This is a genomic window from Micromonospora sp. AP08 (assembly GCF_008085935.1).
Taxonomy (GTDB): Bacteria; Actinomycetota; Actinomycetes; order Mycobacteriales; family Micromonosporaceae; genus Micromonospora; species Micromonospora chersina.
Genome location: NZ_VSEZ01000011.1, coordinates 137709 through 160872, shown reverse-complemented (window position 1 = coordinate 160872; position 23164 = coordinate 137709). Strand labels below are relative to the sequence as shown.

Here is a 23164-nt window from a genome sequence, read left to right as displayed (position 1 = left end):
GGCTGTCATGCACGCACGTCGCAAGGTCTACGTCGAGGGGTCACGCCCGGACATCCGGGTGCCGTTCGCCGAGGTGGAGCTGACCGGGGACAACCCGCCGGTCCGGCTCTACGACACCGCCGGCCCCGGTTCGGACCCGGAGGTGGGGCTGCCGCCGCTGCGCGGTCCGTGGATCGCCGAGCGTGGGGACGTCGCCCCGGTGCGCGGCGCCGGCACCGCGCTGGCCGGTGTGGACGGCCGCCGTCCGACTCAGCTCGCCTACGCCCGGGCCGGGATCGTCACGCCGGAGATGGAGTTCGTGGCCATCCGGGAGGGGGTCGCGCCGGAGTTCGTCCGGGACGAGATCGCGGCCGGGCGGGCGGTGCTGCCGCTCAACGTCAACCACCCGGAGTGCGAGCCGGCGATCATCGGCAAGGCGTTCCTGGTCAAGGTGAACGCCAACATCGGCACCTCGGCGGTGACCTCGTCGGTCGCCGAGGAGGTGGAGAAGCTGACCTGGGCCACCCGGTGGGGCGCGGACACCGTCATGGACCTGTCCACCGGCAAGCGGATCCACGAGACGCGCGAGGCGATCGTGCGGAACTCGCCCGTGCCCATCGGGACCGTGCCGATCTACCAGGCGTTGGAGAAGGTCGGCGGCGACCCGGTGAAGCTCAGCTGGGAGGTGTTCCGCGAGACGGTGATCGAGCAGGCCGAGCAGGGCGTCGACTACATGACGGTGCATGCCGGGGTGCTGCTGCCGTACGTGCCGCTGGCCGTGGACCGGGTCACCGGCATCGTGTCCCGCGGCGGCTCGATCATGGCGGCCTGGTGCCTGGCGCACCACGAGGAGAACTTCCTCTACACCCACTTCGAGGAGCTGTGCGCGCTGCTCGCGCGGTACGACGTGACGTTCTCGCTCGGTGACGGGCTGCGGCCGGGGTCGATCGCGGACGCCAACGACGAGGCGCAGTTCGCCGAGCTGCGCACCCTGGGCGAGCTCACGAAGGTCGCCTGGGCGCACGACGTGCAGGTGATGATCGAGGGTCCCGGGCACGTGCCGATGCACAAGATCAAGGAGAATGTGGACCTCCAGCAGGAGTGGTGCCACGAAGCCCCGTTCTACACGCTCGGGCCGCTGACCACCGACATCGCGCCCGCGTACGACCACATCACCTCGGCCATCGGCGCCGCGATGATCGGCATGTTCGGCACGGCGATGCTCTGCTACGTCACCCCGAAGGAGCACCTCGGGCTGCCCGACCGGGACGACGTGAAGGCGGGCGTGATCGCGTACAAGATCGCGGCGCACGCGGCCGACCTGGCCAAGGGGCACCCGGGAGCGCAGGCGTGGGACGACGCGCTCTCCAAGGCGCGGTTCGAGTTCCGCTGGGAGGACCAGTTCAACCTGGCGCTGGACCCGGAGACCGCGCGGTCGTACCACGACGCCACGCTGCCGGCCGAGCCCGCGAAGACCGCCCACTTCTGCTCGATGTGCGGCCCGAAGTTCTGCTCTATGAAGATCACCCAGGAGCTGAAGGAGTACGCGGCGCGCGGCATGCAGGACAAGTCGGCGGAGTTCGTGGCCGGCGGCTCCCGCGTCTACCTGCCGCTGGCCTGAGCGCCGCCGGGGGCCGGGCCGCTGGTCGACCCGGTCCCCGCACGCTCAGTCGCGGTGGTGCCGGCCGGTACGCAGAGACCGGGCGCCGTCCGCGTCGTCGTCCGAGGCGAGGCCGGCGACCCAGTCGACGTACTCCTCGTCCTGCCTCGCGAGCGGCTCGGACTCGCGCTCGACCTCACCCGGCTCGCCGCCCTTGCCGCGGTTACGCCGGAACAGTCCGCGCCGGGCCTTGGACTTCCCGCCGGCCGCCTCGGAGGCCGCGTCGGCCTCGGACACGTCGGCGTGCCGGCCGCCGGAGGTGTTCTGCGCGGCCGGACCGTCCCAGTCCGGAAGGACCCGACCGGTGGTCTCCGGGGCGGGCCCGGTGTGGCCGGTCCCCTCCGGGCCGGTGGTTTCCGGGGCAGTCGTTTCCGGAGCCCGGTCGGTGGCCGACGGGGTGGTCGGACCGGCGGGGCGGGCGTTGGCGAGGGCGTCCCAGCCGGTGCTCCGGCCGAGGTCGGGCAGGGCCCGGTGCCTGGGGCGCGGCGCCGGCTCCGGCCGGGTGACGTGGGAGGTCCCGGTGCCGTCGGGGGTTCCGGTGCCGTCGGGGTCACCGGTCCGGCCGGCGGTCGGGGTGCCGGGTGCGGCGGAGCCGGCACCGCCGCGCGGGGCGACCGGCCAGCTCGTGGCGGGGGCGATCGGCCAGGCCGGCCGGACGTCGCCGGGTGTCACGTCCTCGAAGATCGGGACCCGTGGCCGGGGCGACGCCGGGGGCTCCGGCAGGTCGGCCGGCGGGGGCTCCGGGGCGAAGAAGAAGTTCCGCCGCTCGCCGTCGGTCGGCGTGCGGCCGCCCGCCGGATCGCCGGTCGTGCCGGCGACCGGTGCCTGGTCCGGCGCTTCGGGTCGGTGCGTGGCCGGCACGTCGGCCTCCGGCTCGGCGCCGGTCGTCGGGGTGTTGGCGGCGGCCGTCGGCGTGCTTCCGGTCCGCTCGACGGTGCTGGCCGGCGTGGTGGCGGGCTCGGTGGTGCTGGCCGGCGTGGTGGCGGGCTCGGTGGTGCTGGCCGGTGTGGTGGCGGGCTCGGTGGTGCTGGCCGGCGTGGTGGCGGGCTCGACGGTGCTGGCCGGTGTGGTGGCGGGCTCGACGGTGCTGGCCGGTGTGGTGATGGCCGGGGCGGTGGTGCTGCCAGGTGTGGTGGTAGTGGTCGGCCCGGTGGCGCTGGCCGGTGTGGTGGTGCTCGGCTCGGCGGGGGCCTGGTCCGTGGCGGTCCGGGTGGTGCGCGGCTTGCGGGTGCGCTTGGCGCGGCCGACCGGAGCCGGTGTGGCCGGCGCTGGCCCGACGCCCTCGGCCGCCGCCTCCGCTGCCAGGGCGCCCGCCGCAGTCGCGCCGTCCGCCGGTCGGGCAGTCGAGGGCGCGTCGTCTCGTGTTCCCCGGGGGCCCGCCGGGGTAGCGCGGTCCGCTCGTCGGCCCGTGGTGGGTGCGTCGTCGAGCGCCCGGACCGTCGGGGGCACCTCGTCCGCCGGGCGCGCCGTCGGAAGCGCCTCGTCCGCCACCGGTGGCGTGGGCGCGGGGGCGCCGACGCGGTTCCGCCGCGATCGCGTTGCCCGCGCCGGGGCCGCCTCCGTCGCCGGCTCGGCGGGGACTGCGGCGGGCACCGCGCGTTCCGCCGTCGGGACCGGCACGTCCGTCCGGCCCTGTTTGCCGGACGCGGCTCCGTTCCGGTCGGTCGCCCTCGCGGTCCCGGTCGGCGATGCCGCCGGACGCGCCGACTCCACCACCGGCGTGGCCGGGGCCGGCTCTTCCAACGGTGCGGCCGGGGCCGGCTCTCCCAATGGTGCGGCCGGGGCCGGCTCTTCCAACGGTGCGGCCTGCGTAAGCGACACCGGCGGTGCGGGCGGGGTGACCGGGGCCGGGTCGGCCGGCGGAGTCGGGCGGCCGGCGGCGAGCACGTCGATGGCCGAGGTCCGCCGTCCCGGCGGGGGTGATCCGGGCATCTGGAGGTTCCGGACGAGGTCCGCGTCGTCCCGGCCGGTGGCCGGCTCCTCCGGCACGGTGTCACCGAACGCCCACGCGGGCTGCGGGTCCGGGCGATCGGCGCCGCTCGTCTCGGCCTCCCGGGCGGCTCGCGTCGGGTCCGGTTCCGGCTGGGCGGCGGCGGTGTCGGGGGACGGCGCGACGTCCGGACGCTGCTCGGACGCCGAGGGGGTCGGCGCGTCGAACCAGTGGCGGTCCGAGGCCGCCTCGCCGGCCACACCCGGCGTCGCTACGGCCGGGGCGTCGCGATGGGTCGCGGTGACCTCGTCCACCGTGTCCGGGGTCGGGTCGTGCACCGGGGTCCGGTCGTGCACCGGGGTCGGGTCGTGCACCGGAGCCGGCTCGTGCACCGGGGTCGGATCCGCCCGGTCGGCCGGCAGTTCGGCGGCGGGGCGGTCGAGGGGCCGGCGGGTGAGCCCGGCCGGGGTGAGCCCGCCGGCCTCCGGCCAGTCCCAGTGGGCGGGGCTCGGTGCCCCGGCGGCACGTACCGTCACGGGGGCGGCGGGAGCCGGGCCGGTGGTGGCCGGCGACGCCGGCAGGGGCTGGAGGATGTCGGTCGGCTCGATGGCGTCCGGCCCGCCGGCCGTGGTCACCGGCCGGGGCAGCACCGTCGTGGCGGTCGAGCCGAGCGCGCCGGCCGCGACCGCGATCAGCGCGCCGTAGTAGGGCGCGAGCTGGTAGCGGTCGGCCGCGGTGCCGGGGCCGGCGGTCAGGTAGGCGAAGGCCAGCAGGACCGGGCCGGCCGCCCCGGCGGCGCCGCCGACCAGCGGCAGGTGCCCGGCCCGCCGGGCCAGCACGCCGACCGCGGCGCCGGCGAGCAGGGCCAGCGTGGGCAGCAGCAGCATGGCCAGGCGCTGGGCCGCGGCCGGGTCGAGCCATGACGGTTCGAGGACGCCGAGGCGTACGGTGGGCAGCGTGCCGCTGGACGCGACCGATGGCGCGACGGAGATCAGGGCGAGCAGCCAGACGGCGGCGGCGCTGAGCGCGACGCTCCAGCCGAACGGCGGTTTGAGCAGCACGGCGATGGCCGCACCCGCCCCGACCACCGCGCCGAGGATCGCGCAGATGCCGACCGCCCCCACGGGGTCGACGGTGCCGCCCAGTTCGGCGGCGCGGGCCGGCTGCATGCAGAGCGGGGCGACCACGGTCGCGCCCAGCGCGCTGACGCCGGCGATGGAGAGCAGCTCGCCGGTGCCGGCCGGGGAGGCGTCCCGGCGGGCGAGGCGTTCGGTGAGGACGGCTCCGGCGATCGTGGCGACCGCGGCGAACCAGCCGACCCAGGCGAGCTGGGCGGGCCACCGGTTGACCGAGCCGTCGACGAACGCGCCGTCGAGGCGTACGACGCCGAAGCCGTACGCGATGCCGAGCTGGCCGGCCCCGGCCAGCACGCTCACCCCGAGCGCCGTGAGCAGCAGCCTGCCCCACGTCCGAAAGGCCATGTCGGGCACGTTACGGCCCGGTGCGGCCGCCCGCTACTTACTCGCCGAGGTTGGTGTCGACGTGGCTACTTCAGTTCGACCAGTCGGGCCAGGTAGGTGGTGTCGCCGACGTTGGTCAGCATGTGCACCGCGCCCGGGTCGCGGTAGACCACCCCGCCGGTCGGCTCGTCCGCGTCGATCGTCGTGCCGTCGATGGTCTGCACCACGTTCTTCGCGCCCTCGATCGCCACCACGAGGTACGGGTGGTCGTGCCGGTGCAGCGGCTGCCGCTCGCCCGGCTCCAGCCGGATGTGCCAGACGCGTACCCGGTCGTTCTCGAAGACGATCTCCTGGCCCACCGGGCCGAGGTCGAGGTCGGCGGAGAGGTCGGTCATCGTGGTCCGTCCAGTTCGGGGAGCACCTCGGCGGCGATGAGCTCCACGTGGTCGAGGTCGTCGAAGTCGATGAGGCGCAGGTGCACCCGGGTGGCCCCGATGGCGGCGAACTCGCCGAGCCGGTCGACGAGCTGGGCGGGGGAGCCGACCACCGGGTCCTCCGGCGGGAGCGCGCTCTTGACGTGCAGCGGCGCGGCCCGGCGTTGCGCCTCCGCGTCGGTACGCCCGATCGCCACCACGATGCCGGCGGAGAGCACGAGCGGCGCCCGCCCCGATCCGGTGCGCCCGGTGCGGTCGCACGCCTCGCGGACCCGCTCGTACGCGGCGGCCGTCTCGGCGACGGTCTTGAACGGCATGTTGAACTCGTCGGCGTACCGGGCGGCCAGTTCGGGGGTGCGCTTCGGGCCCCGGCCCCCGACGATCACCGGTGGGCCGGGCTGCTGCACCGGCTTGGGCAGCGCGGGCGCGTCGACCAGCCGGTAGTGGTCACCGGTGAAGCTGTACGTCTCGCCGGGCGGGGTGCGCCACAGCCCGGTGACGATCTCCAGTTGCTCGGCGAGCCGGTCGAACCGCTCGGTGACCGCCGGGAACGGGATGCCGTAGGCGGTGTGCTCGCGCTCGTACCAGCCGGCGCCGATGCCCAGCTCGACCCGGCCGCCGCTCATCTGGTCGACCTGGGCGACCATCACGGCCAGCGGCCCGGGCAGCCGGAAGGTGGCCGAGGTGACCAGGGTGCCGAGCCGGATCCGGGAGGTCTCCCGGGCCAGCGCGGCGAGGGTCAGCCAGGCGTCGGTGGGGCCGGGCAGCCCGGGGTCGTCACCCATCGACCGGTAGTGGTCGGCCCGGAAGAAGCCCTCGAAGCCGGTCTCCTCGACGAGCCGGGCGAACCGGAGCTGGTCGTCGTAGCTGGCCCCGCGGTGCGGCTCGGTGAAGACGGACACCCGCATGGTCACCGCCCTCCCGCGACGACGCCGGCGGTGGCGTCGCGTTCCATCAGCAGTTCGTGCAGTTCGGCGCTGATCCGGGCGACCTCGGCGAGGTGCGCGTGGCGGCCCAGGGTGCGGGGTCGGGGCACGGCGACCTCGACGACCTCACGGATCCGGCCGGGGCGTGGGCTGAGCACGACGACCCGGTCGGCCAGCAGCACCGCCTCGTCGATCGAGTGGGTGACGAAGACGATGGTCGCCTTCGTCTCCATGTGCACCCGCTGGAGCTCGCCGGAGAGCTCCTCCCGGGTGAGCGCGTCGAGCGCGGAGAAGGGCTCGTCCATGAGCATCACCCGGGGCTCGCCGATCAGCGACCGGCAGAGCGACACCCGTTGCTGCATGCCGCCGGACAGCTCGTGCGGGAGGCGCTTCTCGAAGCCGCCCAGCCCGGCCATCTCCAGCAGCCCGCGGGCCCGGTCGCGGTGCTTGGCCCGGCTCCAGCCGAAGATCTCCACGGGCAGCAGGACGTTGTCCAGCACCGTGCGCCAGGGCAGCAGCGCGGGTCGCTGGAACAGCATGGCGATGTCCCGGCGGGGCTTCGTGATCGGCGTGCCGGCCACGGTGATCTCGCCCTCGGTGACCGGGAGCAGGCCGGCGATCATGCGGAGCAGGGTGGACTTGCCGCAGCCGGAGCGGCCGAGGACGGCGACGAACTCACCCTCCGCGACGTCGAGGTCGATGCCGCGCAGCGCCTCGACCCGGCCCGAGCGGCCCTCGAAGGTGCGGGACACCCCGGACAGTCGGATCATCTCCCGCCGGCTCCCTTCCAACGTCGCGAACGCGAGCCGGGTCAGCGTAGCGGGAAGCCGTCCTTATAGCACCGTCCGGAGTGGATAGCTGTCTCCTTTCCGTCAGGCAACTTCGTTTCCGTTCCGCAACCCGGACGCCCGCCTGGCTTCATCGGCCTTCTCGTACGCTGTTGCGCGCGAAGAGTCCCCTCACGACGGTCCCGTTGGCTGTCCCCTCCTGCCGACACCGTCGGACCCACGACCCGACCGGGCGAACATGGCCTGGTCGGAAAGGACATGGTGCACTGATGAGAAGGCTGACCCGTACGGTCGCCGCGGCGGCGCTGGCCACCGCACTCGCCCTCGTCGGCGGTTGCAGCAGCGACTCGGACAAGTCGGAGGACGGCAAGAGCGGCAACGGTGCGGCGCTGGAGAAGGTGACCTACCTCACCTCGTTCGGCAACTTCGGCCGTGACTCCTACGCCTGGCTGGCGAAGGAGAAGGGCTTCTTCAAGGAGGCCGGCTTCGACGTCGACATCAAGCCCGGCCAGGGCACCGGCTCGGTCATCCAGACCATCACGGGTGGCCAGGCCGACTTCGGCCCGATCGACCTGACCGGCGGCATCCTTCAGCTCGGCAACGGCCAGGCCAAGGACTTCGTCGCGGTGGCGGCGATCCAGCAGCGCACCATGGCCGCCATCGTCTCGGTCGAGGGCAAGAACATCGCCACCCCGAAGGACCTCGAGGGCAAGAAGCTCGCCGACACCCCCACCTCCGTCGTGCGCAACCTCTTCCCGACGTACGCCCGGCTGGCCGGCATCGACGGCAGCAAGGTGACCTGGGTGAACGGTGAGGCGCAGGGCCTCATCGGCATGCTCGGCTCCGGCGCGGTCGACGGCATCGGCCAGTTCGTGGTCGGCCAGCCGACCGTCGAGGCGGTCGCCAAGAAGAAGCCGGTCGTGCTGCCCTACAGCAACGTGATGCAGGACCTCTACGGCAATGTGCTGATCACCTCCAGCAAGATCGCCAAGGAGAAGCCGGAGATGGTCAAGCGCTTCACCACGGCCCTGCTCAAGGGTCTGGAGTACGCGCTGGCCCACCCGGACGAGGCGGGCGAGATCCTGAAGAAGAACGTGCCGGCCGCCAACCCGGCCGCGTCGGCCGCGGAGCTCCAGCTCATGGCCGCGTACGTCCGCTCCAGCAACTCGGGCACCGCCATCGGCACGCTGGACAGCGGCCGGGTCGCCAAGAGCATCGCGCTGCTCCAGGGCGCGGGCGCGCTCAAGCAGAACCTCACCCCCGACCAGATCATCGACTTCAACCTCGCGCCGAAGGCCTGACCGTTCGGCTCCGGCATCGGGGGTGCGGCCCGCCGGGACACCCGGTGGGACGCACCCCCTTCGCGTGCCGGTCGTCGACCGGCCGAGAGAGGAGGACACGTTGACGCAGTTGACCGGGACCCGGGCCGGGGCGCCGGCGCCGGAGGAGCCGGCGGAGCCCGCGGCCGCCCCACGCCGGCTCGCCGTACGCCCGGCGGCGGTGGGGCTGCCGGCGCTCGGGCTGGTCATCGTGGTGGCCGCCTGGTGGCTGGTCACCTCCGGGCTGCACCTGGTCCACCCGGCCGCGCTGCCGCCGCCGCAGGCGGTGTGGCGCTCGCTGGTCGGCACCACGGACGTGCTGCTTCCGGCGCTGGGCATCACCACCTGGATGACCCTGCTCGGCTTCCTGCTCTCGTCGATCGCCGGGGTGCTCATCGGGACGGCGCTGGCCGCGTCCAGCCGGGTGGAACGGATGTTCGCCCCGCTGCTGGTGGCGGTCAACGCGGTGCCGAAGATCGCCTTCGGCCCACTGCTGGTGGTCGCGGTGGGCTGGGGGCAGAAGCCCATCCTGACCATGGTGTTCCTGCTCTGTTTCTTCCCGATCGTGCTCTCCACGGCGACCGGGCTGACCACCACTCCCGCCGACCTGGCCGAGCTGGGCCGCTCGCTGAACGCGTCCTGGTGGCAGGCGTTCCGGAAGGTGCGCTTCCCGGCCGCGCTGCCGCAGATCTTCGTCGGGCTGAAGGTGGCCATGCCGCTGGCCGCGATCGGCGCGGTGATCGGGGAGTTCTATTCGGACCGGCCGGGGCTGGGCTACCAGATCCTCCAGTACAACGGCGTCGGCGACTTCGCGACGGCGTGGGCGGCGATCGTGCTGGTGGCCGGGATGAGCATCCTGCTCTACTCGGCCCTCAGCCTGGTCGAGCGCCTCGCCCTGCCCTGGGTCCGCGCCACCACCTCGGCCCGCTGACGGGCTGCTCCCGGCGGGAGGCGTCCCCGCCTCCGGCCGGGAGCCGGCCCGATCAGCCGGCCAGCCGCCAGCGACCGCCGCGGGCGACGAGCGTGGTGAGCGCCTGCGGCATGAGGCCGGAGTGGTTGTCCGGGGTCATCCGGATCGGCCCGGAGAGGCCGTCGAGCTGAGCGGTCTCCAGGACGTCGCGCAGGGCGCCCCGGTCCACCTTGCCCGGCTCGCCGCCGGCCCGCAGTTCGGCGTCGGCGATGAGCTGGACGGCGTCCGCGGCGAACGAGGAGTAGCCGTTGTAGCCGCCGAACCGGGCGGTGTACTCCTGGAACCATTGCCGCCGGGCGGCCTTGGCCGGGGTGGTGGCGATGACGTCGTCGATCACCATGGTCTGGGTGAAGATCAGCGTGGCCCGTTCGGTGGATCGCGCCGAGGCGCCCAGGAAGAGGTCGCCGGCCGCCGAGGCGTCGAAGAAGAGCGCGCCGGTGTAGCGGCGCTGCCGGGCGGTGGTGGCCGCCAGCGACGCCTGCTCCGGCGGGGTCCAGACGATCAGCGCCTCGGGCTTCTTGTCGACCAGGCTGTCGATCTGGGTGCTGACCTCCGTGTCGGTGGTCCGCACCGACTCGGCGCGGGCCAGCTTGATTCCGGCCTTGGCGAACTCGCTGTTCAACGCCGCCAGCCCCTCCTGGCCGTACTTGTCGGCGCTGTGCAGGACGGCCACCTTGCGGATGTTGCGGCGGGTCAGTTCGGTGGTGAGGGCGGCGGCGCTGTCGGCCGCATTCGGCGCCAGCTTGAAGACATAGCGGCGCTCGGCCACCGGTTCCGTGACCTCGCCGGAGGAGGCGAGTGCGACGGTGGGAATACGCTTCTCACCGATCGTGCGGACGGCACCGGCCGCACATTCGTTGCAGCCGCCCATGATGATGGCGGTTACTTGTGAGTCGCTGCTGAAATCGTTGATGTTCCGCAACGATTCGGCGGCGTCGGAGCGGTTGTCCTTCACCTTGAGTTCGATCTTCCGGCCACCCAGCGCGCCGGAGGAGTTCAACTGCTCGACCTTCAGTTCCAGCGCCCGTTGGTAGACCTTGCCGATCGGCGCGGAGGCGCCGGACAGTTCGAGGTCCGCGGCGATCACAATCGGGCTGGTGTCCTGCGGCTCCCCGCCGATCTCGCAGCCGGTGAGGGTGGTGGCCAGCACGGCCGATGCGAGCACCGCGATGCTCGCGGAGCGGATGGGGCTCAACTCAGTCCTCCAGGTGCGGCGTGGGCCAGCGCCCGATCACCGCCGCTCATCCGTCCTCAGTGGAGGAACGGGGATTGGTGTGCCGTACGGTGTGCGCGAAGCCTGCAAAACCTTGCCAATGCCGGGCTCTGTGGTCAAGCGCGGATGTCGGGAGTGGTTTCGGGACGCTCGTCCCACATGTTGGGGACACGGAACGTTAACCGACAATTGCTGGCGCAGATGCGACCGACCACTCTGGAGTCACATGCCCTGTTCAGGGGGCTGGAGAAGAGAAGATATTAGGTGATCGGATCACGGGTTGCGTCACCCCCGACCGTTTCCTGCCTCACTGCCGCTTCCCAAACAGGATCTCGTCTGATGAAATCGCGGCCGTGCCGCGCGTGGCGCTGGCCGCTGAACCAGGCACGGGTCGGCGGGTCAAGCGTGGAAGAAACGACGGAGGCGATGTCGTGAGCACCGGATCTACGACCCTGCCCGAGAGCCCCGGCGCCGATCAGCGGAATCGGCGTCGGCGACTGCCTCGGCTGCGTGACGCGCGGATCCGCTCCAAGCTCGCCCTGATCCTCGTCGTTCCGGTGGCGGCTGTCATCGCACTGGCAACTATCCGACTCGTCTCGGTCGGCGAGGGCGCTTACGAGGCCAACCGGATCCGGTCGCTGACCGCGCTGTCGATCGATGTCTCGGCACTCACCCAGGACCTGCACAAGGAGCGGATGGCCGCGGCCGCCTTCCTGGTCGCGCCGAGCCAGAAGCCGGACGCCTACAACGTGCGGGTACGCCGCACCGACGAGCGGATCGCGGCGTACCGGGCCGAGCGCGGGAAGCTCGGCGACGTGCCGAACTCGGTACGCGACCGGCTCAAGGTGATCGACGACCACCTGAACACGCTGAACGGCACCCGCCAGGAGGTGCTGGACCGGCAGCAGATGCCGGTCTCCGAGGCGAGCCTGCGCTACGGCATCGTCCTCGACGACCTCGTGGCGTACGGCGACACGCTCGCCCAGCAGCCCGGCGCGGAGAGCCTCGCCGACGCCCGTCGCGCGGTGGCCGCCTTCGCCCACGCCAGGGCGGAGGTCGCCGAGGAGGAGGCGGTCGCCTACACCGCGCTCTCCACCGGCCGGATCGACGACGAGCAGTTCTCCTCGTTCATCGCGACCCTGACCGGCCAGCAGGAGGCCCTGCTCTCCTTCTCCCGGGCCGCCGAGCCGGCCCAGCGGGCCCTGGTGGACCGCACCGTCTCCGGTGACGCCGTGCAACTCGGCGACCGGGTCGCCACCGACGTCTCCCGCTCGGTCGGGCAGGCCCCGCTGGTCACCGCCGACGAGGCCGCCGCGGCCATCGGCGCGGTCGGCGACCTGATGCGGTGGGCCGAGATCCAGCTCCAGGACGAGCTGCTCGCCGACGCCGACGCGGTGCGCACCGACGTCATCCGGCAGGCCTTCATGGAGAGCCTGCTGGTGCTGCTCACCCTGGCCATCGCCGTGACGCTGGCCGTGGTCCTGGCCCGCTCGCTCAACGACTCGCTGCGCCGGCTGCGCGAGGGCGCGCTGGCGGTGGCGAACCACGACCTGCCCGACGCGGTGACCCGGCTCCAGAACGTCAACGCCATCGGCGACGGCGGCGTGGACGAGATCGTCCAGCAGGTCCGGGACCCGATCAAGCTGACCAACCGCGACGAGGTCGGCCAGGTGGCCGCGGCCTTCAACGTGGTCCACCGGGAGGCCGTCCGGGTGGCGGCCGAGCAGGCCGCGCTGCGGACCAGCGTCTCGGCGATGTTCCTCAACCTGGCCCGCCGCTCCCAGAGCCTGGTCGACCGGATGATCGGCGAGCTGGACGCGATCGAGCGCGGCGAGGAGGACCCGAAGCGGCTGGCCCAGCTCTTCGAGCTGGACCACCTGGCCACCCGGATGCGCCGCAACGACGAGAACCTGCTGGTGCTGGCCGGCGCCGACTCCGCCGTGCCGCGCCGCGACGACGCGCTCCTGGTCGACGTGCTGCGCGCCGCGCAGTCCGAGGTGGAGCTCTACAACCGGATCGAGTTCGGGACCGTCGACACCGACATCTCGGTCGCCGCGCACGCGGTCAACGACGTGGTCCGCCTGGTGGCCGAGTTGCTCGACAACGCCACCCGGTTCTCGCCGCCGAGCACCATCGTGGTGGCCGACGGCCGCCGGATCCGCGACTACGTCCTGATCCAGGTCGAGGACCGCGGCCTGGGCCTCAGCGACGAGCAGCTCGACTCGCTCAACCGCCGGCTGGCCGCCCCGCCCACGGTCGACGTGGCCGCGTTCCGGCTGATGGGTCTGGCCGTGGTGAGCCGGCTCGCCTCCCGCTACGGGATCCGGGTCGAGCTGCGCCGCAACGTGGAGGGCGGCACGGTCGCGCAGGTCACCCTGCCGAACGCCACCGTGGTGCTGCCGGCGAACCGGGGCCAGGCCCCGCTGACCCGCCCGCGCCAGCCGCTCGCCGTCGAGCAGTCCCCGCTCAGCCAGGTCGGCGCCGCCGACGCGCTGGCCGGCGCGGGCCGGGCCGGCACGGCCACCCTGGCCGACCAGTGGCGCAGCACGGCCACCCCGCCGCCCGCCCGCTGGCAGGCGCCCGTCGAGGCGCGGGACACCGCCCCGGCCGTGCAGTTCGGCGGCGTCACCGGCGCGCTGCCCACGGCCCCGCCGAGTGTCCCGGTCGCCTCCGCGCCGCCCGCCCCCGCTCCCGCCCCGGCCGCTCCCGCCCCGATCTCCGCCGCCGGCTGGTCGGCGAGTGGGCCGACGGTCGCGCACCCGTCCCTCGATCCACTGCCGCAGCGGGCACCGGGTGGGGAGGCGGCGACGACCGCCGCCCCGGCCGCCCCGGCCCCGGCGGCGCCGCCGGCCTACCAGCCGGCCCCGGCGGCCCCGGCGGCCCCGGTGGTGGCCCGGCCGGACCGGCCGGCCGAGGCGCCGATATTCCGGGAGATGGAGGCGGTCTGGTTCCGCTCGCACGGCGAGGACGAGACCACCATCTTCACCCGCCCCCGGTTCGACGAGGAGCCGGCTCCGGCCCCGGCGCAGGCCGCCGCGTCCGCGCAGCCGGCCGGCGCGTCCGCGCGTCCGCCGCTGCCGACCCGCACCCCGGGCGCCCAGGCGGCGGGGCTGACCACGCCGCCGCCGTACACCCCGCCGGCGGCACCGACCCCGCCACCCGCCGCGGCCGTGCCGGCACCGGCGCCGACGCCGCCGGCGATCGACCCGGAGGCCTGGCGGACGGCCGCCGACGAGGGCTGGTCGCGGGCCAGCAGGGCCGCGGAGCCCGCCAACGCCGGCACCACCCGTTCCGGCCTGCCCAAGCGGGTGCCGCAGGCCCAGCTCGTGCCCGGTGGCATCGAGCCGAAGGGCAGCCGGGCCAGCACCCGGCGCACCCCGGATGAAGTACGCGGCCTGCTGTCGGCCTACCACCGCGGTGTGCAGCGGGGTCGGACGGCCGGCGCGGACCTGAACAGCACCTCGACCAAGGAGACGAACCGATGAACAGGCCAGCGGCCATGCAGGACATGGGTTGGCTGCTCACCAACTTCGCCGACAGCGTGGCGGGCATCGCCCACGTGGTGGCGGTGTCCGCGGACGGGCTGCTGCTCGCCTCCTCCCGCGACCTGCCGGGGGATCGGGCCGACCAGCTCGCCGCGATCACCTCCGGCGTGGTGAGCCTGACCGAGGGTGCCGCCCGGATGTTCAGCGCCGGCGGGGTGCTCCAGACCGTCATCGAGATGGACAGCGGATACCTCTTCCTCATGTCCATCAGCGACGGCTCGTCGATGGCCGTGCTGGCCGCGCGGAGCTGCGACGTGGGCCAGGTGGGCTACGAGATGGCGCTGCTGGTGGAACGGGTCGGCCAGGCGTTGGTTCCGCTGCCCAGGGACGCCGTCCGGCCCTGACCGGCCGTCCGGTGACGTGGCCCGGAGCCCGCCCGGCTCCGTACGAGGGGAGGTGATCGCGAGATGGAACCACGACGAGACCCGCGTGGCGCGCTGGTGCGACCGTACGCGGTCACCCGTGGCCGCACCGAGCCGTTGCAGAACATCGCGCTCGAGGCGGTGCTGTCCTGCACGCCCACCCAGTCGGCCGAGGCGCGGTTCGCCGGGCACGACAAGTACCGCATCGCCTCCGTCTGCGAGGGCCGGGCGCAGTCGCTGGCGGAGATCGCCGCTTACACCCGGATGCCGCTGGGCGTCACCCGGGTGCTGGTCGCCGACATGGTGGCCGAGGGCCTGCTGACGCTACACACCGCCGCTCCCGCCACAGGGTTCGCGGCGCGGATGAACCTGCTTGGAAGGGTGCTAAGTGGACTTCGCGAACTATGACCCCGCGGGGGCGAGCCGCAGCCGGGAGATCATCTCCGCGAAGATCGTCATCGCGGGCGGCTTCGGGGTGGGCAAGACCACCCTCGTCGGCGCGATCTCCGAGATCCAGCCGCTGACCACCGAGGCGCTGATGACCGCGGCGGGCGTCGGCATCGACGACCCGTCGAAGGTGCCCGGCAAGGAGACCACCACGGTCGCCATGGACTTCGGCCGGATCACCATGGCCGAGGACCTGATCCTCTATCTCTTCGGCACGCCGGGCCAGACCCGCTTCTGGTTCATGTGGGACGAGATCATCCGGGGCGCGGTGGGCGCGGCCGTGCTGGTGGACACCCGCCGGATCACCGACGCGTTCGCGCCGCTGGACTACTTCGAGAACCGCAACCTGCCGTACGTGGTGGCGCTGAACCGGTTCGACGGCGCGCCGCACTACGAGCTGGAGGAGGTCCGCGAGGCGCTGGCGATCTCGCCGGACGTGCCGCTGGTGATGTGCGACGCGCGGCGGCGCGAGTCGGTCAAGCAGGTGCTGGTGGCCGTGGTCGAGCACGCCATGCTCCGGCTCCAGGCCGAGCACGGCTTCGCGGCGCCGGTCGGCTGACCCCTCCGCCCCTTTGCGGCGGGGGTCAGTCGACCCGCAGCCGGTAGCCGCGCTTGACCACGGTCTGCACGACGCGGGGGGCGTCGAGTCCGACCCGCAGGCGGGCGACCGCCATCTCCACCGCGTGCTCGTCCGCGCCCCGGGGCAGGGTACGCAGCAGGGCCGTGCGGGACAGCACCTTCCCGGGCGCGACCGCGAGCGCCCGCAGCACCGCCATGGGGGCCGGCGCCAGCGGGCGCAGCTCCCCGTCCACCACCGCGGCGTGGCCGCGCAGGGTCAGCAGGTGCCCGCCGGCCTTCACGGTCACCGTCCGGCGGGGCAGCTCGTCGACGATCGTCCGGACCAGGGCGCCGAGCCGGGCCCGGTTCGGAGCGCTCACCGGCACCCCCCGCCGCACCAGGGGCTCGGCCGTGACCGCACCGACGCAACTGGCCAGCACGTCCCCGCGCAGGGCCGCCAGCACCGTCTCGGTCCGGTCCCCGGCCGCCCGCAGCAGCGCCTCGGCCGCCGGCGCGGAGGTGAACGTCACGGCGTCGACCATCCGCCCGGCGACCAGGTCGATCAGCCGGTGCAGCGGCGCCGGGTCGGTCGGCGGCGCCCAGCGGTAGACCGGCACCTCGATCACCGTGGCCCCGGCCGACTCCAGCGCCTCGGTGCACTCCGGCTGCCGCTCGCCGTGCAGTTGCAGCGCGATGACCTGGCCGGCCACCCCGCGCCGGACCAGGTGCTCGACCACCTCGTCGCAGCTCTCCGAGGCGGGGGACCAGTGCTCGCGCAGCCCGGCCGCCCGGATCGCCCCGGTCGCCTTGGGGCCGCGGGCCACCACGTACGACCGGGCCAGCACGCTGCGCAGCGGCTCGGCCAGCCCCCAGCCCTCGGCCGCCTCCAGCCAGCCGCGCATCCCGATGCCGGTGTTCGCCATGAGCACGTCCGGCGGGCGCTCCAGGCAGGTCCGGGTGGCCTCGCGCAGGTCGGTGTCGTCGGCCAGCGGCACGATCCGCAGCGCCGGGGCGAGCACCACCCGCGCACCGCGCCGCTGGAGCAGCGCGGCCAGCTCGTCGCGCCGCCGGTCCGCGGTGACCCCGATGGTGAAGCCGGCCAGTTCCTCCCGCATCACTCCTCCTGTCGCAACCGCACCTCGACGAGGCCGTCCCGGCAGCGCACCTCGTGCCGCCGGAGCGCCACGTCCGGGAGGTCCAGGCACCGTCCGGTGGTCAGGTCGTAGACCTGCTTGTGCAGCGGGGAGGCGAGCGTCGGCAGGCCGCCGCGGCTGCCCACGATCCCCCGGGACATCACCTGCGCGCCGCCGACCGGGTCGAGGTTGTCGACCGCGTACAGCTCGCCGCCGGTGCGGAACAGGGCCACCTGCACCCCGTCGACCAGGGCGGCCACGCCCCGGTCCGGGTCCAGCCGGTCCAGCGGGCAGACGGCCGTCCAGGCCAGCATCGTCGGGGCGCTCATCGCCGTACCTCCGGAAGGCCCAGCGCGACCGGCTGGCGGCGGCCGCCGGCAGCCGGCGGGGCGCCGCGGGCGGGCACCGGCTGGCCGCGCTCCACCGCGAAGCTGATGGACGGGTCGGGCACGTCGGGTGCGTTGACGAAGGAGGTGAAGCGGCGCAGCCGCTCCGGGTCCTCCAGCACGTCCCGCCACTCGTCGGAGTAGCCGGCGACGTGCCGGGCCATGGCCGCGTCGAGTTCGGCGCAGAGCCCGAGCGAGTCGTCCACGAGCACCGACCGGAGGTGGTCGAGGCCGCCGTCCATGGCCTCGATCCAGGCGGCGGTGCGCTGCAACCGGTCGGCGGTGCGGACGTAGTAGATCAGGAACCGGTCGATCAGCTGGATCAGCGCCGCCGTGGACAGGTCGGTGGCGAACAGGTCGGCGTGCCGGGGCCGGAAGCCGCCGTTGCCGCCGACGTAGAGGTTCCAGCCGGTCTCGGTGGCGATGATGCCGAAGTCCTTGCTGCGGGCCTCGGCGCACTCCCGGGCGCAGCCGGAGACCGCCGACTTGAGCTTGTGCGGGGCGCGCAGCCCCCGGTAGCGCAGTTCCAGGGCGACGGCCAGCCCGACGGAGTCCTGCACCCCGTACCGGCACCAGGTCTCGCCGACGCACGACTTCACGGTCCGCAGCGCCTTGCCGTACGCGTGGCCGGACTCGAAGCCGGCGTCCACCAGCCGGCGCCAGATCTGCGGGAGCTGCTCGACCCGGGCGCCGAACAGGTCGATCCGCTGCCCGCCGGTGATTTTGGTGTAGAGCCGGAAGTCCCGGGCCACCTCGCCGATCACGATCAGTTTCTCCGGGGTGATCTCGCCGCCGGGGATCCGCGGCACCACCGAGTAGCTGCCGTCGCGTTGCAGGTTGGCCAGGAAGTGGTCGTTGGTGTCCTGGAGGGACGCCTGCTCACCGTCGAGCACGTGCCCGGTGCCCAGCGAGGCCAGGATCGAGGCCACCACGGGCTTGCAGATGTCGCAGCCCCGCCCGCGCCCGTGCTCGGCGATGAGCTGGGAGAAGGTGCGGATGCCCCGGACCCGCACGATGTCGAAGAGTTCCTGCCGGCCGGCGTCGAAGTGCTCGCAGAGCGCGGTGGACTGCCGCACCCCGGCCGCGTCGAGGAGCTGCTTGAGCATCGGCACGCAGGAGCCGCAGCTCGTTCCCGCCCGGGTGCACGCCTTCAGGGCCGGCACGTCGGTCGCCCCGCCGGCGATGGCCGCGTCCAGGTCGGCCCGGGTCACCGCGTTGCAGGAGCAGACCTGCGCGGCGGCCGGCAGCGCGCCGGCCCCGCCGCCCGCACCGCCCGCCGGGGCCAGCAGCGCCAGCGGGGGAGCGGGCAGCGGCCCGCCGACACTCGCCCGCAGCGTGGGGTACGCGCTCGCGTCGCCCACCAGCACGCCGCCGAGCAGCGTCTTCGCGTCGTCGGAGAGGACCAGCTTCGCGTACGACCGGGTGGCCGGGTCGGTGAACGTGACGTCGAGGCAGCCCGGGGTGACGCCGTGCGCGTCGCCGAACGAGGCCACGTCCACGCCGAGCAGCTTGAGCTTGGTGGCGGTGTCCGCGCCCGGGAAGGTGGCCGCCCCGCCGAGCAGCCGGTCGGCGACCACCTCGGCGGTCGCGTACCCGGGGGCGACCAGGCCGTGGCACGTGCCGTCCACGGCGGCGCACTCGCCGACCGCCCAGATCCGCTCGTCCGCCGTCCGGCAGCCCGCGTCGACCAGCACCCCGCCGCGCGGGCCGAGCGGCAGCCCCGCCGCCCGGGCCAGCTCGTCCCGGGGCCGGATGCCGGCGGCCACCACGACCAGGTCCGCCGCGACCGTGCGCCCGTCGGAAAGCTCCAGCGCGCCGACCGTGCCGTCCGGGCCGGGGCGCAGCGCGCCGGTGGCCACCCCGAGGTACGTGGTGACGCCCAGCTCCTCGACGTAGCGGCGGAGCATGGCCCCGCCCGCCTCGTCGACCTGCACCGGCATGAGCCGGGGCGCGAACTCGACCACGCTGGTGGAAAGGCCCAGCAGGCGCAGCGCGTTCGCCGCCTCCAGGCCCAGCAGCCCGCCGCCGATCACCGCCCCGGTGCGCCGGCCCTCGGCGTGCGCGCGGATCGCCGCCAGGTCGTCCAGCGTCCGGTAGACGAAGACCCCCGGCAGGTCGACGCCGCCGATCGGGGGCACGAACGCCGACGAGCCGGTGGCCAGCACCAGCGCGTCGTACGGGTGCTCGCCGGCCGCGGTCGTCACCACCCGCCGGGCCCGGTCGAGCGCCAGCACCGGCTCGCCCAGCCGCAGCTCCACCCCGTCGTCGGGGGTGTGCAGGTTCAGCTCCTCGGCGCTCACCCCGTCGAAGAAGGCCGAGAGCCGCACCCGGTCGTACGCCGGCCGCCGCTCCTCGCCGAGCACCGTGACCTGCCAGCGCCGCTCCTGGTCCCGGGCCCGCAACGCCTCGACGAAGCGCTGCCCGACCATGCCGTTGCCGACGACCACCAGCCTGCCGCCACTCATCGTGTCACCTCCACACGGTCCGTACTCGGTTCCTGGTGTCCCGCCACCGGATCGACCTCGGCGAGCCACCCGGCGATGCCGGCCACCGCCTCCCGGCAGCCGCCGCACCCGGTGGCCGCGCGGGTCGCCGCGGACAGCTCCGCGGCGGTCCGCGCGCCGGCGCGCCAGCACGCCACCAGGGCGCCCTTGCTCACGTCGTTGCACTGGCACACCGTGGCCGCGTCCGGCATCAGCGCCGGGGACGCGGCGGGCGTGGCCGGCGCCGCGCCGAACGCCCGCCCGAGCAGCAGCGACCGCCGGTCCGAAGGCACCGGCGCGCCCCGGTCGAAGAGCTGCACCACGGTGCCGACCGCCGGGTTGTCGCCGAGCAGGATGGCCCCGGTCAGCCGCTCGTCGCGGATCCGCAGCCGGGCGTACGTGCCCCGGGCCGGGTCGGCGAAGGTCAGCTCCTCGACCGGCCCGCCCCCGTCCGGCGCGTCGACGGCGTCGCCCATGGCGGCCAGGTCGATGCCGGCCGCCTTGAGCCGGGTCACCACGGGCCGCGGCCGGTAGCGGACCAGCGGGTCGGCGCCGGTCAGCACCTCGGCCACCACCCGGGCCTGCGCCCACGCCGGGGCGACCAGGCCGGTCAGCGTCCCGCCGTGCTGGGCGCAGTCCCCGATGGCGGAGATCCGCCGGTCGCTGGTGCGCATCCGGTCGTCCACCACCACGCCGCGGTCCACGGCCAGCCCGGCTGCGGCGGCCAGCGCGGTGTCCGGGCGTACGCCGCAGGAGAGGACCAGCAGGTCGGCCGCGAGCGAGTCGCCGTCGCCGAGGTCGAGGCGGACGCCGTCGGCGTCGGCGGTCACCCCGGTCGCCGTGACGCCCAGCCGGGTGCGCACCCCGAGACCGGCGAGGGTGCCGGCGAGGACCGCGCCGGCCGGCTGGTCGAGCTGCCGTTCCATCAGGTGCCCGACCGGGTGGACCACCGTCACGTCCAGCCCCCGGGCGGCGAGCCCGCGGGCCGCCTCCAGCCCGAGCAGCCCGCCGCCGAGCACCAGGGCGCTGCGGGCGCCCTTCGCGGCGGCGAGGATCCGCCGGCAGTCGTCCAGGGTGCGGAACGGGACCACCCGGTCGGGGAGCGGGTCGAGCCCGGGCAGCGGCGGCACGAGGGCCCGGCTGCCGGTGGCCAGGACCAGGTGGTCGTAGCCGTGCCGGTCGCCGTCGGCGGTGCGTACCTCGCGGGCGGCCCGGTCGACGGCGGTGACCGCGGTGCCGGTGCGCACGTCGGCGCCCTGCCCGGCGACCTCGGCCAGCTCCACGTCCGGCTCGTCGATCTTCCCGGCGAGCAGGGTGGAGAGCATGATCCGGTTGTACGCCCGGTGCGGCTCCGCCCCGAGCACGGTGACCTTGTGGTCCCCGTCCCGCGCGTGCAGTTCGGCGGCGAGGCGGGCGCCCGCCATGCCGTATCCCACGATGACGATTCGCTCGGTCATGCCTTCTCCACCCGGACGGCACAGATCTTGAACTCGGGCATCCCGGAGACCGGGTCGACGGCGTCGTTGGTCACCGAGTTGGCGCGGGCCGCCCCCGGCCAGTGGAACGGCGCGAAGACGGTGTCCGGCCGGATCGCCGGGCTGAGCCGGGCCGGGGCGCGCAGCTCGCCCCGGCGGGAGACCACCCGGACCTCCTCGCCGTCGGCCACGCCGAGCCGGCCGGCCAGGTCGGGGTGCAGCTCGACGAAGCCGCCGGGGGCGGCCCGGCGCAGCGCGGCGACCCGCCGGGTCTGCGCGCCGGACTGGTACTGGGCGAGCACCCGGCCGGTGGTGAAGTGCAGCGGGTAGTCGGCGCAGACCGGCTCGGCGGCCGGCCGGTGGGTCACCGACCGGAACCGGGCCCGGCCGTCCGGAGTGGGGAACCGGTCGGCGAAGAGCCGGGGGGTGTCCGGCCCGCCCTCGTCGGGGCAGGGCCAGAAGACACCGGTGTCGGCGTCGATCCGGTCCCAGCTCACCCCGGCGTAGTCGGCCGGGCCGCCGGCCGAGGCGCGGCGCAGCTCCGCGAAGACCTCCGCCGGGTCGGTGGGGAACGCGCCGGGCGCGTCCAGGCGGGCCGCCAGCCCGGCGAGGACGGCCAGGTCGGTGCGGACGCCGGGCGGGGGCTCCCGCAGGGCGCGGCGGCGCAGCACGCGACCCTCCAGATTGGTCATGGTGCCGTCCTCCTCGGCCCACTGGGCAACGGGCAGCACCACGTCGGCCAGCTCGGCGGTCTCCGAGCGCAGCAGGTCGGCCACCACCAGCAGGTCCAGGTCGCGGAGCCGGGACTCGACCCGGGCCGCGCGGGGCGCGGACACCACCGGGTTGGAGCCGAAGACCAGCAGCGCCCGGGGGCCGTGCGCGGTGCCGAGCGAGTCGAGGAGCTGGTAGGCCGGTACGCCGGGCCCGGGCAGCTCCGCGGGGTCGACGCCCCAGACCGCGGCCACGTGCTCCCGGGCCGCCGGGTCGTCGATCCGCCGGTAGCCGGGCAACTGGTCGGCCTTCTGCCCGTGCTCCCGGCCGCCCTGCCCGTTGCCCTGCCCGGTGAGGCAGCCGTAACCGGAGCCGGGGCGGCCGGGGAGGCCCAGGGCGAGCGCCAGGTTGATGAAGGCGGTGACGGTGTCGACGCCCTTGGCGTGCTGCTCCGCGCCCCGGGCGGTGAGGATGATCGCGCGGTCCACGGTGGCCAGGGCCCGGGCGGTCGCCTCCAGGTCGGCCACCGGCACCCCGGAGAGCCGCTCCGCCTCGGCCGGCCAGCAGCCGGCCACGGTCCGCCGGACCTCGTCGAAGCCGGTGGTCCGGTCGGCCACGTACGCCCGGTCGAGCCACCCCTCGGTGAGCGCGACGTGCAGCAGCGCGTTGGCCACCGCCAGGTCGGTGCCGGGCAGCGGTTGCAGGTGCAGGTCCGCCTGGCGGGCGGTGGCGGTGAGCCGCGGGTCGACCACGATGAGCCGGCCGCCCCGCTCGCGCTGGTCGGCGAGGTGGCGCATGAGCGGCGGCATGGTCTCGGCGGGGTTCGCGCCGACCAGCAGCAGGGTGTCCGCCCGGCCGAGGTCGGCGAGGGGGAAGGGGAGCCCCCGGTCGAGGCCGAACGCGCGCATGCCGGCCGCCGCGGCCGAGGACATGCACCAGCGTCCGTTGTAGTCGATGTGCCGGGTGCGCAGCGCCACCCGGGCGAACTTGCCGAGCGCGTACGCCTTCTCGTTGGTCAGCCCGCCGCCGCCGAAGACCGCGACGGCGTCCCGCCCGTGCCGCTCCTGGACCGCGCGCAGCCCGGCGCTCACCCGGTCGAGCGCCTCGTCCCAGCTCGCCGGGCGCAGGTCGCCGCCGGGCCGGTCCCGCAACAGCGGGGTGGTCAGCCGGTCCGGGTGGTCGAGCAGGTCGGCGGCGGTCCAGCCCTTCTGGCAGAGGCCGCCCCGGTTGGTGGGGAAGTCCCGGGGCGCCACCTCGACGCGCTCCCCGTTCTCGCGGAGCACCATGCCGCACTGGAGCGCGCAGTACGGGCAGTGCGTCGCCGCCTCCCGGGGTGGCCGTACCCCCGGTCGCGTCGCCACGCGTGCACCGTCTGTCATGTCGGG

At 74.7% G+C, this 23164-nt stretch carries 17 protein-coding genes; 7 read left to right on the top strand and 10 right to left on the bottom strand.

The features are described 5' to 3' along the window. The first annotated feature begins 7 nt into the window (after window positions 1–7). Window positions 8–1600, top strand: a complete 1593-nt coding sequence (gene thiC / locus FXF50_RS19870; RefSeq protein ID WP_148430040.1) for a phosphomethylpyrimidine synthase ThiC — start codon at window positions 8–10, stop codon at window positions 1598–1600. 45 nt (window positions 1601–1645) lie between these two features. On the opposite strand, the gene FXF50_RS29380 is transcribed toward thiC, so the two are convergent. From FXF50_RS29380 to FXF50_RS19850, 4 genes are all read right to left on the bottom strand, one after another. Then, window positions 1646–5050 (bottom strand): hypothetical protein, encoded by a 3405-nt coding sequence (locus FXF50_RS29380; RefSeq protein WP_187399736.1) that lies wholly within the window; start codon window positions 5048–5050, stop codon window positions 1646–1648. 65 nt (window positions 5051–5115) lie between these two features. Then, window positions 5116–5424, bottom strand: coding sequence for a cupin (locus FXF50_RS19860; RefSeq protein ID WP_148430037.1), 309 nt, complete (start codon window positions 5422–5424; stop codon window positions 5116–5118). After that, on the bottom strand, window positions 5421–6371 hold the full coding sequence (locus FXF50_RS19855; RefSeq protein ID WP_148430035.1) for an LLM class F420-dependent oxidoreductase: 951 nt from the start codon (window positions 6369–6371) through the stop codon (window positions 5421–5423). Before FXF50_RS19855 ends, FXF50_RS19860 begins: the two co-directional genes overlap by 4 nt. A 2-nt stretch (window positions 6372–6373) precedes the next feature. Next, window positions 6374–7159 (bottom strand): ABC transporter ATP-binding protein, encoded by a 786-nt coding sequence (locus tag FXF50_RS19850; RefSeq protein WP_148430033.1) that lies wholly within the window; start codon window positions 7157–7159, stop codon window positions 6374–6376. Window positions 7160–7446: 287 nt separating this feature from the next. Here FXF50_RS19850 and FXF50_RS19845 point away from each other — a divergent pair, with 287 nt between their 5' ends. Then, window positions 7447–8478 carry an ABC transporter substrate-binding protein gene (locus FXF50_RS19845; RefSeq protein WP_148430031.1) on the top strand — a complete coding sequence of 344 codons (1032 nt, stop codon included), beginning with the start codon at window positions 7447–7449 and terminating at the stop codon, window positions 8476–8478. Window positions 8479–8578: 100 nt separating this feature from the next. Then, on the top strand, window positions 8579–9427 hold the full coding sequence (locus FXF50_RS19840) for an ABC transporter permease (protein WP_255510120.1): 849 nt from the start codon (window positions 8579–8581) through the stop codon (window positions 9425–9427). A gap of 52 nt (window positions 9428–9479) precedes the next feature. On the opposite strand, the gene FXF50_RS19835 is transcribed toward FXF50_RS19840, so the two are convergent. Beyond that, complete coding sequence (locus tag FXF50_RS19835) at window positions 9480–10661, bottom strand: ABC transporter substrate-binding protein (protein WP_148430026.1); 1182 nt, start codon at window positions 10659–10661, stop codon at window positions 9480–9482. A gap of 449 nt (window positions 10662–11110) precedes the next feature. Here FXF50_RS19835 and FXF50_RS19830 point away from each other — a divergent pair, with 449 nt between their 5' ends. The 4 genes from FXF50_RS19830 (at window position 11111) to FXF50_RS19815 (ending at window position 15592) form a co-directional block, all read left to right on the top strand. Further along, window positions 11111–14164, top strand: a complete 3054-nt coding sequence (locus FXF50_RS19830) for a sensor histidine kinase (RefSeq protein WP_148430024.1) — start codon at window positions 11111–11113, stop codon at window positions 14162–14164. Next, window positions 14161–14568, top strand: a complete 408-nt coding sequence (locus FXF50_RS19825; RefSeq protein ID WP_091262735.1) for a roadblock/LC7 domain-containing protein — start codon at window positions 14161–14163, stop codon at window positions 14566–14568. Before FXF50_RS19830 ends, FXF50_RS19825 begins: the two co-directional genes overlap by 4 nt. Before the next feature lie 63 nt (window positions 14569–14631). Beyond that, the gene (locus tag FXF50_RS19820) at window positions 14632–14994 is read left to right on the top strand and encodes a DUF742 domain-containing protein (RefSeq protein ID WP_091262733.1); all 363 of its coding nucleotides are present in this window, start codon (window positions 14632–14634) and stop codon (window positions 14992–14994) included. Further along, window positions 14975–15592, top strand: a complete 618-nt coding sequence (locus FXF50_RS19815; protein ID WP_148430021.1) for an ATP/GTP-binding protein — start codon at window positions 14975–14977, stop codon at window positions 15590–15592. The genes FXF50_RS19820 and FXF50_RS19815 overlap by 20 nt, the downstream gene beginning before the upstream one ends. 25 nt (window positions 15593–15617) lie before the next feature. Here FXF50_RS19815 and FXF50_RS19810 read toward each other — a convergent pair whose 3' ends face one another. From FXF50_RS19810 to FXF50_RS19790, 5 genes are read right to left on the bottom strand one after another with little or no spacing between them, the layout of a single operon-like run. Continuing rightward, the gene (locus tag FXF50_RS19810) at window positions 15618–16706 is read right to left on the bottom strand and encodes a uroporphyrinogen-III synthase (RefSeq protein WP_148430019.1); all 1089 of its coding nucleotides are present in this window, start codon (window positions 16704–16706) and stop codon (window positions 15618–15620) included. Then, window positions 16706–17053, bottom strand: a complete 348-nt coding sequence (gene nirD, locus FXF50_RS19805) for a nitrite reductase small subunit NirD (RefSeq protein WP_148430016.1) — start codon at window positions 17051–17053, stop codon at window positions 16706–16708. The genes FXF50_RS19810 and nirD overlap by 1 nt, the downstream gene beginning before the upstream one ends. Continuing rightward, window positions 17050–19575, bottom strand: a complete 2526-nt coding sequence (nirB, locus tag FXF50_RS19800) for a nitrite reductase large subunit NirB (protein WP_148430013.1) — start codon at window positions 19573–19575, stop codon at window positions 17050–17052. The genes nirD and nirB overlap by 4 nt, the downstream gene beginning before the upstream one ends. Further along, window positions 19572–21050: an FAD-dependent oxidoreductase gene (locus FXF50_RS19795; RefSeq protein ID WP_148430011.1), complete on the bottom strand. Its 1479-nt coding sequence runs from the start codon at window positions 21048–21050 to the stop codon at window positions 19572–19574. The genes nirB and FXF50_RS19795 overlap by 4 nt, the downstream gene beginning before the upstream one ends. Beyond that, window positions 21047–23158, bottom strand: a complete 2112-nt coding sequence (locus tag FXF50_RS19790) for a molybdopterin oxidoreductase family protein (RefSeq protein WP_148430009.1) — start codon at window positions 23156–23158, stop codon at window positions 21047–21049. The genes FXF50_RS19795 and FXF50_RS19790 overlap by 4 nt, the downstream gene beginning before the upstream one ends. Window positions 23159–23164 lie beyond the last annotated feature (6 nt).